Origin of the sequence: Bacteroides celer, assembly GCF_002632415.2 — a bacterium.
GTDB lineage: Bacteria > Bacteroidota > Bacteroidia > Bacteroidales > Bacteroidaceae > Bacteroides.
Window position 1 is genome coordinate 4,332,033 of record NZ_CP178209.1, and the last position, 12,110, is coordinate 4,344,142.

Annotated in this window: 5 protein-coding genes and 1 pseudogene; all 6 read right to left on the reverse strand. The window is 44.9% G+C overall.

Features of this window, described 5'->3' with window-relative positions; all coding sequences use genetic code 11:
* Positions 1 to 70 precede the first annotated feature (70 nt).
* The 6 genes and pseudogenes from CJF29_RS17715 to CJF29_RS17740 all read right to left on the reverse strand — a co-directional run bounded on the left by CJF29_RS17715 (position 71) and on the right by CJF29_RS17740 (position 12,097).
* Entirely contained in the window at positions 71 to 2,650 is a 2,580-nt protein-coding gene (locus CJF29_RS17715; protein WP_099146048.1) for a glycosyl hydrolase family 95 catalytic domain-containing protein, read from the reverse strand.
* A gap of 88 nt (positions 2,651 to 2,738) precedes the next feature.
* Positions 2,739 to 5,300, reverse strand: a complete 2,562-nt coding sequence (locus CJF29_RS17720; RefSeq protein WP_099146047.1) for a glycoside hydrolase family 3 C-terminal domain-containing protein — start codon at positions 5,298 to 5,300, stop codon at positions 2,739 to 2,741.
* Positions 5,301 to 5,364: 64 nt separating this feature from the next.
* Positions 5,365 to 5,733 carry a hypothetical protein gene (locus CJF29_RS17725; RefSeq protein ID WP_255299317.1) on the reverse strand — a complete coding sequence of 123 codons (369 nt, stop codon included), beginning with the start codon at positions 5,731 to 5,733 and terminating at the stop codon, positions 5,365 to 5,367.
* Positions 5,734 to 5,754: 21 nt separating this feature from the next.
* Positions 5,755 to 7,452 (reverse strand): annotated as a pseudogene (locus CJF29_RS17730) (family 43 glycosylhydrolase).
* A 34-nt stretch (positions 7,453 to 7,486) separates the two neighbouring features.
* Complete coding sequence (locus CJF29_RS17735) at positions 7,487 to 9,202, reverse strand: sialate O-acetylesterase (RefSeq protein WP_099146045.1); 1,716 nt, start codon at positions 9,200 to 9,202, stop codon at positions 7,487 to 7,489.
* A gap of 30 nt (positions 9,203 to 9,232) precedes the next feature.
* Positions 9,233 to 12,097, reverse strand: a complete 2,865-nt coding sequence (locus CJF29_RS17740) for a glycoside hydrolase family 3 C-terminal domain-containing protein (RefSeq protein ID WP_176553101.1) — start codon at positions 12,095 to 12,097, stop codon at positions 9,233 to 9,235.
* Positions 12,098 to 12,110: the final 13 nt, after the last annotated feature.

Here is a 12,110-nt window from a genome sequence, read left to right on the forward strand (position 1 = left end):
AATAAACTCCCCCTCACAATGAAGTGAGGGGGAGTTTTCGTTGTAAAACGAATATCGCATTGTGCAATATTCATCTGATCGTATATCTCTTACCTTTAACAGTATCAAAAGCAATCCGGTCGTCAGCGAGTACTCTTACCTTAGCACCGGAAACTTTCAGACTCTTTGCATCCGGATATTTAAGCATACACTCTGCACCTGCATTAGAAAGTATTTCAATCGAAGTGATTTGCCCTTCTTTCCAGGTTACATCCACTTCAAAGTTTCCTCTGGCTTTCATCCCTTTGAACGCACCGTCTTTCCATGCATCGGGCAAAGCGGGAAGCAACTCGATATATCCCCCCTGACTCTGCATCAACATTTCCGCAATTCCGGCTGTACAACCAAAGTTTCCATCAATCTGAAAAGGCGGATGCGCGTCAAAAAGGTTGGTATATACACCACCGAAACGGCCTTGGGGAACAGTCAGTTTCATTGCACTCCGCAATAATGCATGAGAGCGGTTACCATCATGCAAACGGGCCCAGAAATTTAGTTTCCATGCTTCACTCCAGCCTGTGCCCTCGTCTCCACGGGTATTCAGTGTCACTTTCATGGCATTTGCATATTTATCATCTTCTTCGCTCCTTCCGATCACAATCTGCGAGCCCGGATGCAGCCAGAAAAGATGGTTCGTATGTCTGTGTCCACCGTCTCCGGTAACGTCTTTCGTCACTTCGTCCTTCCACTCCATCAATTGTCCGCCCAATCCTATTTTCGGACCGGAAAGTTTGTTCATTGCAGTCTCTATTTCTGCAATCTCCGGTTCTTTGTCCTTACCTAACACCTTGCTGGCTTTTATCATCATATCGAACATCTCTGCTATCATAGCTTGTGAGGTGGAGCAACCTAATGAAAACTCACCATGCTCGGGAGAATGTGAGGGGTTTGCCACCAAAGTACCGTCCCGCTCGTCCGTCCAAAGGTTATCCACCCAGAAAAGAGCCGCTTGGAGCATGACATCATAATACGCTTCTAAAAAGTCCTTGTCAAGATTAAACTGGTAATATTCCCAAATATCCTGGCACATCCAAATAGCTCCTGCCGGAAAATGATGGGGAGTGTCTTTCTTGGCCGGAGCCGTATTACCCCAAATATTATTTTCATGATGCGTCACCCATCCACGTACATTTCCGCCATCGGGTTTGCAATAATATTGTTGCGCCGTATATTTTCCGCGTGGTACAAGGCTCTTTACATATTCTACCATAGGCAGGTGGCAACGGGATAGATTAGTAGGCTGCGTAGGCCAATAATTCATCTGCACATTGATATTGGTGTGATAGTCGGAATTCCAGGGATTGGAAAGTCTTTCTCCCCATACTCCTTGCAAATTGGCAGGCAGAGAACCTTCTCTCGAAGAAGAAATCAATAGATAACGACCAAATTGGAAATATAACATTTCCAGATATTGATTCTCGGATTCCGAGTTGGTATGAGCATCCATACCTTTCAGCAAACTATCCGTAGTTACAACAGGCATTTCCGGCAGATTGCCCAAATTCAGTTTCATTCTGTCATACAACGAATGGTAATCTTTCTCATGGGTAGCCAATAAAGCGGTATATTTTTTACTGGCCGCCTTTTTCAGCGTAGCCTTCACTTTATCCAGCGGTTCTTCTCCAGAGAAATAATGATAAGAATCGTCCATGCATTGCACATAGTTTGTTGCAGCCGACATCAATACGATGATTTCTTTGGCCTCTTCTATCTTCAATTTCTTCCCGTCTACTACCGTAATCTTTCCGCCTGTATGTTTCACTAATAGTTGCTGCGCGTATTTCAATCCATTCTTCCAATGATCTCCTACGCGCTTGTCACCACTCGTCGGAGTAGGATATCCTGTCAGGGTAATCGTATTGTCCGAAGCCCGGATGACCTTGTCGGTATGCAATGATTCCAAAGATATCATACGTGAAATCTTTCCCTTCTTCGAATCCGATGTCAGACGCATCACCATGATATTGTCCGGATAACTCATAAAATACTCCCGTTTGAAGGTTATTCCTCCCTCTTTATAAGTTACCCGATGAATGGCATTGTCAATATCCAGCGTCCGAGTATAGTCAGAATAGGCAGGTTCGGAGGTAGCCGGATTTACAACCTCTACAATGATATTGCTCAATGTTTGAAAAGAGCCGAAATGCTCTTTAGTTCCCGCCAGTTTATCTATGAGGTTTCGTAGTTCCGTGGCGTTACCGTCCCCCTCATAATTATGGGTAATCAATTTTCCGTCTGCGTCAATATAAGCGGAATGATTTGCAGTAAAATCATTCATCTTCTGCTGTAACAGCACACGGGTTTTATGAAGATAACTTTTATTCGTTTCCGGGGTTCCCAAATGCCCTCCGTTATAAGACGGATCTTCGCCAGGACCTCCCGACCACAAAGTATGTTCATTTGTCTGAATAACATCTACTTCCACACCTCCGAAGATCATAGCGCCCATATAACCGTTACCAATAGGCAATGCTTCGCTTTCCCACACTTTTGCGGGTTTGTTGTAAGTAGCTTTCAGGGACGGCTGTTGGAAACGGGCGGCCATTGTTGTTTCCGCCATCAGACAGCATAAGAATAGTGCGTTTATGCACCGCAAATACTTGTTTTTCATACTACAATAAATTAAAAGTCGGGCTGTGTAAAAGGTACAGTTAATACATCGATTACCCTTTACACAGCCTCAACAACTATGATACAATCTATAAATTAATGACAGTTTGCAGACGAATATCTTTAGAGGAAGCACCGACCATAATGTCGAACGCACCTTGGGGAACGATGAATCGTCCCAATCCTGCATCCCAATAACGAAGTTGCTCTTTATCGAGTTCGATTTCTACCACACGGCTCTCTCCTGATTTTAAAGGAATACGCCGGAAACCTTTCAACTCTTTAATCGGAACGACACCTCCGGTTTCCGGAATCCGCACATAAACCTGTGCCACTTCATCCCCTTTCCTCTTGCCGGTATTCTTCAAGCGGAAAGAAACGCTGACGGTATTTGCACCGTCTTTTACTTTCAAATCGCTGTATTTGAAAGAAGAATAACTAAGTCCGTAACCAAAAGGATAAAGAACGTCTCCTTTAAAATATTTGTAAGTACGCCCTTTGGTTATATCGTAATCATCGAAAGCAGGCAATTCATCCAGAGATTTATAATAAGTGAGCGGCAAACGCCCGGCTGGATTATAGTCACCAAACAATACGTCGGCAACGGCTGTTCCCCCCTGTTCACCCGGATACCAGGCATTTACGATGGCAGGAATATGTTCGTCCATCCAGTTGACAGCCAGTGAGCTTCCTGCTACCAATACAACGATTATATTCGGATTTACTTTATAGATTTCCTGTAAGAACTCTCTTTGGTCTGCCGGAAGCTGAATATCGTACCGGTCCTGTCCTTCACGTTCTATTGACTTATTGATTCCCATCACAGCAACGACCGTTTCACATTCGCGGACTGCTTTTCCGGCCTCCCCATACAAATCGAGACGGGTAGCTTTTCCTACCTGCGGAACTTTCCATTGTAATTTTGCGATAGCATAATCCCGGTTGTCATAGTACTCCGCTTTTAACTGATAATCTTTCCCCGCTTCAAGATAGATGGAAGCAGAGTCGGTAGATACCGCATGAGCCGACCAGGCATCAATCAACAACTGGTTGTCAATACTCAAACGACAACCATCGTCGGAAGTAAAACTAAAAGTATAACGACCGGAGATAGTCGGTCTCAACTTTCCCGTCCAACGAACGGAAAGCGGAGATTTAGGAAGAAAAGGATCGGGCGCCTGATTGGCAGGCTCAAAATTAATCCAACCTTCTTTACGTACTTTAGGCGTACCCTCCAATGCAGTGTTTTCAAAATATTCCGCTTTCAATCCTTCCGGAAAGTTTTCTCCTTGAATCAGTTCCAAGCCATCGGCAGCAGATTTCCAGGGTGCATACACTACTTTCACTCGATCGCCTGCCCTGTCTTTTATACCTTGCAAAATGGAAACCGGATCTACTACCGGCGCACCGCTATAATCGCCAAACTCACATTTACCGGCATTGATACCTACCACGGCTATTGATTTCACCTTATTAACATTCAATGGAAGCATATTATTCTTATTCTTCAATAAAACAATGCACTCCCGGGCTGCATCCAAAGCAATCTGTTGATGCTCTTTCGAGCCGATCACCGACGGAGAGATTCTGGTATACGGATTTCGTTCGGTTCCATCAAAAAGTCCCAGTTTCATACGTGCTGTCAACACATGGCAGGCAGCCGAATCGATATCGGCATCCGATACCATGTATTGTTTGTAAGCATTCAACAGATATTCGTCATAGACATCATCTCCACATTCCAAATCCAATCCAGCCTGAATGGATAGAGTGGCAGCCGCCTCTTTCGTCTTTACATACTTATGGGCGTTTACCAATAAAGAAGGTCCCCCACAATCGGAAACGACATATCCCTGAAATCCCCAGTCCTGACGCAACACCTTTTTCAGCAGCCAGGCATTCAGTGTACAAGGCACATCGTTCAACGCGTTGTAAGCAGTCATGATAGAAGCAGCCTTTCCTTCCTTCACACACATTTCGAAAGCCGGGAAATAATATTCGCGCAGTTGCTTTTCCGAGATTTGCGGATTACAGACAAAACGGTTATGTTCTTCGTTATTGGCGGCAAAATGCTTGGGAGTGGAAACAATCTTCAAATAACGCGGATCATCTCCTTGCAAACCTTTCACAAAAGCCGTTCCCATCACTCCGCTTAGAAAAGGATCTTCTCCATACGTTTCCGGGGTACGCCCCCAACGGGGATCACGTGCCATATTCACCGTAGGCGACCAAAAAGTCAGTACATCACTAAACTGCTCTTTTTGCTCTCTCCCCTGATCGAGTTCATTCCAACGGGCACGCGCCTCATCCGAAATCACAGTAGCCACCCGTTTTTGTAACTCCGGGTTCCAGGTAGCTGCCAGTCCGATAGCTTGCGGAAATACAGTGAAACGTCCCGGACGGACTACTCCATGCAATGCCTCATTGCCATGATAGTATTTATCAATACCCAAACGGGGAATACCGGGAGAAGTAGCACGCAGCAAACTAATCTTTTCCTCCACTGTCAGGCGGGAAAGTAAATCTGCCACCCGTTCGTGCACAGGAGCGTTTTCATCCTTATACAACTCTTGCGCATGTATCAATGAGCAAGACAGCACAGATAAAGTACCTGCCAACAAAATCTTTTTATACCTGTTCATTATCACCATTTTTCTATCATATTTTCTTTTATAATTGTTCGTAGCACTTGCTCCGGAATCACTTTCCCACTTTCTAATCTACAGGGCCGTCCATCAACAAATCATGTTTCTTGTTCTTTGCATCATGAGAATTGAAGTAGGCTCCGTATGTTGCAATTCCCATTACACGCAACATGGAATTCCAGAAGACTATCCCGGAACCTTTTTTCCATGAAGAAGGAACAGCGACGCATTGTAAATCCCAAAGTCCGTTCAGACAAACTTCATCCCGATAAGGCTTTTCCTGGGGAGTGACCAACCCTTCTGCCGGAGAAAAATCACGGGAGAACACCACTTTCTGTGTCTGCGCAAGCATTGTTTCCGAAAAGATTCCGATCCAAATACAGACGCAGCATTTGAATACTTGCAAAGTCATTATCCCACTGTTCCTTTTATCTTGCATGTTTATCGACCTTTCATTTCACTAATTACCATTCTCATTAAATGCCGTTATCGAGAAATAATATTCCGAGTCTCTGTTAAAGTAACGGGCTTCATATTGATTGTCAAATACCGTCACTGCGTGCGTTAACTTATCTTTCTGTGATCCCCACCGTAACACGTATCCGATAACCCCTTTTTGTGCATCCCAAGTGAAACGAAACATTCGTTTATCCTCCGAATTCCGGATTGCCCGGAAGCCTGTCACCTTAGAAGGAGCAGCACCTTCTCCTTTACCAAATACACGGAAACCGGATAAAGAGAAGCACCCATCCATCTCTTTAGCGTTACAAATTCTCAAATAACGGACCTTCACGGGTTTATCCAACGTAAACAGGCGATGAGGCTCATCTTTTCCATTCTCTCTTTCATCAAACAAATTCATCCATTTTTCCCCATCTGCCGAACCTTCGATAAAAAATTGATAAACAACGGGAGGGTGTGGTGCGAAAACCTTGAAGTGATGGTCGGCAAAATTCACGTGTATACTATTTACCAACATTGGAGTCTCCAAATCAACCTGTAACCATTCGCCCTTTTTTCCGGTTTGAGCAGCCCACCATGTTTCAATCTGTTCATCATTTGCATTGCCCGGTTCATAGCCGGCAAGGGACGAAGAAGCCTGTACCGGTTTCCGGTATGAAAGCAGATTCCATCCCATACTCAAATCTGTTTTATCAAAATCAACTTTCCGGTTAGGAATATAGAAAGGATAATCCGACCAGACTGTGTGAGCATATATACCGTTGCGACTGGATACAGCAACCGGAAAAAGTCCCAACCGCCGTTCAAACATATGACGAACGGAAATGATCATGGAAGCTACGTGCCAGTAGTTTCCATACTTATCCCGAAAAGTATGTCCGTGTCCTGCCCCACCGATAAAGCCTCCCGGTTTAAATGAGAACGGATTGTCTTCCACATATTCAAAAGGACCCAAAGGAGTATCTCCTACATAGATTCCATCGCCATAAATACGATATTGAGTACCCGGAGCCGCATATTGCAAATAATAACGTCCTTCATATTTCAGCATACAAGGTCCTTCGTTCCATCCCTGACGCGGTTCTTCATTATTCTTTCCGGGAACTTCCCAGCCATACTTGTCTCCATGATGCGCGATCAGTGCTTTGGCTTCACCCAACGCGCGAAAACCGTCTTTCGGATCTACTTCCACCCCCATAATCGGGTCCTTATCCGAACATCCCCAATACATATACACCTTACCGTCCTCATCACTATAAAAAGCCGGGTCGTGAAGCCGGTAGGTCAGTTAGGTGTCCACAGCCTCCCAAGTATCTTTTTCCGGATGGGCATTTTTGAAAATCTGTGTTTTCCCGCTGGAAGTCGTAAAATAGAGCGTATCTCCTATCGGAAGAATGGTAGGAGCATAATCTTCCAATGTGGGGATAGTCGTACAAGGAATATATTCCCAGTCGGCCAGATCTTCAGAGCGCCAATATCCACCGGACTTGGACGCAAATAAATAATAATAGCCTTTAAAATACTCCAATACCGGATCGGCAGCTTCCCGACGCGATTCGTCTTTCGGTTGAAACCGATAGTTCATATTCATCGGATTAGTTACTATCCGATGTTGGGCGATTCGCTTTCCTGATGAACAGGAAGTGATACATCCTGCCAATATGCTTGCAATTAATAGATGAGTAGATTTCTTCATGGTGTTTTTCTTTTTATTTATTCCGGTATTTGTGTCATTCCCAGTGATCTGTACGGAAAGGTGATGCCGGCAACCCTTCCTCATTATACAGATTACAACGCGGGCTATTGGAAAATCCGTAGCGCACAGCTACTGGTTCGGCAACTTCATGACTCGATACAATGACCTTATTACCTTCTATGACGGCATCCGCCCAAACAAATTTACGGTCGGCCCCGGCAATGCCAAATCCCGTGAGCTTTGTCGGCTTTGGACGAACCTGTTCTCCTTCAGGAATATAGGGAGAAGTCCCTATCATCAACTTCTTACCCTGATTGGTAAACTCCAAGATAATTTTATTGCCCTTCACTGACATTTTCTTATAAAGAGGTCCCATACCAACAATTTTCTCTCCATATGCCAATTTACGGGCAGCAAGGGCTAACCGATGTCCTACATCGTATTTATCAACCGGATGCAAATCGAACGGGTCGCCAACATCAATCGTTACCGCCATCGCAGTATTAGGCAGGTTCAGTGCTTTCAACTGACCTTCGCGTACCCAACGCCAACCGTTCCCCTCAACAGAAGGTTCCTGATCTACAGGCTCGAAATTAGGAAGCTGTACATATACAAAAGGAAAATCTCCTATTCCCCATTTCTCCCTCCAATCTGTAATCATCCGGGAAAAAAGTGTCGCATATTCTTTTGCCGAGCCACCGGAATTAAATTCACCCTGATACCAGATTACTCCTTTGATACTTAACGGAATTAAAGGAGAAATCATGGCGTTAAACAGATTAGCCGGGCCGTTATTTCCACCATCCGGTTTGCGTGGATTGGGTGGACGAGGTACTCTGGGTTCCGGTTTGGCGGGCGCCGGTTTCCCATCGGCTTGTGCAGCCCGTACAGCTACCGCCCATTCTTTCTGTGCCTGATTCCACTCTTTACCTATTGTTTGATCCCATTCTCTGACTGCTGTATCAAACTCTTTCTGCTTTTGCGGATAAGTAGCCAGTATTTCCGGATTATCTTTCACATTTTTCTCGTAAGCAGCTACATAATGAGCCAATGCAGGCTCCTGCTTTAGCCCGGAAAGGCTTGTCCAAGCTTCTGCACGTGTACCACCCCAGGCAGACTGTATCACTCCTAACGGACGTCCGTTTGCAGCACGCATATCACGTGCAAAGTAATAGGCTGTGGCAGAGAAACCCTGCCCATTTATTTTTGCCAGCATCTCCGGAGTACAAAGCACCCATCTGGCAGCCCGTTCGGGACTGGCTGTTCCTTGAGGAATTTCAATCTCCGACAATGGCTGTAATGACGTATTTTTAGGAACAAAGAATAAACGTAACAATGAATCTTCCGAATGAGCTATATCATCAGCATATTCTTTTCTGACCTTGATCCCCCACTCCATATTTGATTGTCCGGAAGCAACCCATACATCACCTACCAGCACATCCGAATAAACCAGTTTGTTTTTTCCGGTAATAGTCAGCGTCTCTCCTTTTTTCTTCGTTTTTACCGGCTTCAGTTTTACCTGCCATGTCCCGTCGGCATTGGCAGTGGTTCTCACTTTTTGTCCGGCAAAGAGTACTTCAATGTTTTCTCCGGCATCAGCCCATCCCCAAATCGTAATCCGGGTATCTTGCTGCAAAACCATGTGGTTACCGAAAATCAAAGGCATCCTTACATCTGCTTTCACTTCCGGCAATCCCAAGATAGCGGACAGTGACAGCAACCACGAAACCAAAAGTAATTGTTTCATTTTATCAGGAATTAGATGAAGGTGATGGCTCTACAGAGCCACCATCTTATATTTAGTAGTAAAAGCAACAGGTTGCTTGTTGTCTTTATCCAGTTTGAACGGAATCAGTTTTTCTTCTCCGGCTCCCAGTTCATAATGAATGGCATCCCCTGCTTTTTTGCCGTCAACAAACATTTCTACCTTGCCAATATCCATCAGCGTGCCATTATTCTTCACGCTGACCCATACAGTCTTTTGATTCTTCGTCAGATTCTCTTCTACTTTGGATACAGAAAGGATAAAGTCGGCACCGAATTCGTGCGTATAGTTAAGCATACCGGTCACCCCTTTTTTATTATCGCTGTAACCCACACTATGTTTAATCTCATTCTTGGCCACATAGTCAGGACTCATACCACCGACACATATTTTGAATTCTCCTTTTTCCACTACCCTGTCCATGTGGTCATTGAGCAATGAAATGTCGTATGGCGTCAGTTCAAAAGAGACGGTTTTCGATTCTCCCGGTTGCAAATAAATACGGTCGAAATCCTTTAACTCCATAACACGGGTTTTGACGCTGGCATACATATCCGTCACATACAATTGTGCTACTTCATCACCGGCACGGCTTCCTATATTCTTCACTGTAGCCTGAACCGTCACATTTCCATTGGGTTTTTCCTGTATCTTCAAATCCGAATATTCAAAAGAGGTATAGCTAAGACCGAATCCGAAACGGTAAAGAGGATAATATTCCATATCTACATATTCGTAACGACGCCCCGATGTTTTGAAATTATAATATAAAGGAAGTTGTCCTACGTGACGTGGGAAAGTCATCGGCAAGCGACCACCGGGATTATAATCACCAAACAGTACATCTGCCATTGCCGGACCGCCTTCCTGTCCCGGTAACCAGTTTACGAGAATAGCTTTACACATTTCCGATGCTTTCAGAATATCATAAGGACGTCCTGCCTGAAGAATCAGAATCACCGGTTTACCTGTCGCACAAACCGCTTCCAGCAATTCCTGTTGTTTACCCGGCAGAATCAGAGTGGCCCAGTCATTATTCTCACCGCATGTCTTGCGAACATCATTGATGGCTTCGCTGGTAGAACAATCCCCCAATACCATTACTACAACATCGGATTGAGAAGCGGCTTTTACTGCTTTGGGAATATTCGTTTCATCCGGATTTGTAAAGTCACAACCCTGCTCATAAAGAACTTTCGTTTGCTTACCAACAGCCTCTTTAATGCCCGTCAATACGGACTTCAACTGTCCGGGTAGTAATTTCGGAGTGTAATCACCCGGTTGGAGATCGTCTGCTCCGGGACCCAGTACAGCTATTGTACGCAGGTTCTTGGTCAAAGGCAAAAGGTTCTCTTTATTCTCCAACATTACGATAGATTCACGGGCTGCCTGACGTGCCATCTCTTTATGGCTGTCAGAGTTCCATCCCGGATAAATCTTCTTCCAATCCAACGGTTTGCAGGGATTCTTTTCAAAGAGTTCATTACGGAACATGGTAGAAAGCATGGTACGACATACGTTGTCCAGATTTTCCATGTTGATGCGGCCGTCTTTGGCGGCCTGAATCACTTCTTTATTGTTATAAGTATCACCGCAATTAGTGGCAATACCGGCAGCCAATGCCTGGTTAGCAGCTTCAATCTTATCTTGTGCCGTATAATGTTTACGGGCAGTCAGATTACCGATAGCACCACAGTCACTGACAATAAATCCGTTGAATCCCCATTCCTGCCGCAAAATCTGTTGCAGCAGTTCCGTACTCTTGGCAACCGGAATACCCATATAATCGGAGTAAGCCATCATCAAAGACTGACAGTCATAGTTTCGGATAGCATGACGGAACGGAACCAGGTGAACTTCACGCATTTCACGTTCAGACAAACCGATGTCATGCGAGTCACGCCCACCCAATGGAGCACCATGTCCGCCAAAATGCTTGGGAGTGGTAAATAATCCTCTGGACTGATATCCTTTGATCCATGCACCACCTATTTGTGATACCAATACCGGGTCTTCTCCAAAAGTCTCTTCACAACGTCCCCAACGTGCATCCTGCGCAACGTCCAGCACCGGTGACCATGCCTGCTTTGTATTGGCGGCTACCGTTTCGTCTCCGATTACCATCGCCACTTCTTCCGTCAACTTCCGGTTCCAGGTGGCTCCCATTGCTAAAGCCTGCGGGAAAATAGTCGCTCCGCTTCCATACGAGAAACCATGTACGGCTTCCACTTTTGTGATAGGCGGTACATATAAATGAGGAATACCGGGAATCCCCCATCCTTCACGAATCAATTCCATTTTATCTTCAGGTGTCATCACTGCCAGCAGACTTTCCACCCGTTCTTCTACCGGAAGCGATGCATCCATATAACGACGGTCAGTCACTTTCCCTTTACTATCTGTCAGTACCTTCTCTGCTACCAATACTGAAATCTCCTTTAGAGAGAAAGGTTTATCCAGCTTTCCCGGCTTGAAATTCAACTTGACATGAGCGCCATATTTAGGAGTGAATTTCACTTTCATCTGTTTGTCATTGCCTTCTATCCGGTAGTTTACGGGAGTTCCCAGATTCATCGGGTCATAAGTGACAAAGATATCCAATACCTCTTTCAGTTCGTTTCTGTTGACTCCCTGCATCTGAAGATCCAGTTCGCAAACATCACCCGGTTGCTGGATGGTAAACATCAGCCATTGCTCGGTCTTTAGTGCCTGCGAAGGTAATGTCCACATCGTCTTTACATTTTTATCAAAAGCTAAAGCAGCATTTTCCGCATTGGCAGAAGCCGATACCGACAGTATATCACTTTGTTGCTGCGCCATTGCCATTGAACATGACAATAATCCTATTGCCAACATCCATTTCATTTTGTTTTTCATGTTATATTCGTTT

Excerpts from the sequence above, each read along its gene's own strand:
- CJF29_RS17740 (WP_176553101.1), bottom strand. The coding sequence starts at position 12,097 with ATGAAAAACAAAATGAAATGGATGTTGGCAATAGGATTATTGTCATGT.
- CJF29_RS17715 (WP_099146048.1), bottom strand. The coding sequence starts at position 2,650 with ATGAAAAACAAGTATTTGCGGTGCATAAACGCACTATTCTTATGCTGT.
- CJF29_RS17735 (WP_099146045.1), bottom strand. The coding sequence starts at position 9,202 with ATGAAACAATTACTTTTGGTTTCGTGGTTGCTGTCACTGTCCGCTATC.
- CJF29_RS17725 (WP_255299317.1), bottom strand. The coding sequence starts at position 5,733 with ATGCAAGATAAAAGGAACAGTGGGATAATGACTTTGCAAGTATTCAAA.
- CJF29_RS17720 (WP_099146047.1), bottom strand. The coding sequence starts at position 5,300 with ATGGTGATAATGAACAGGTATAAAAAGATTTTGTTGGCAGGTACTTTA.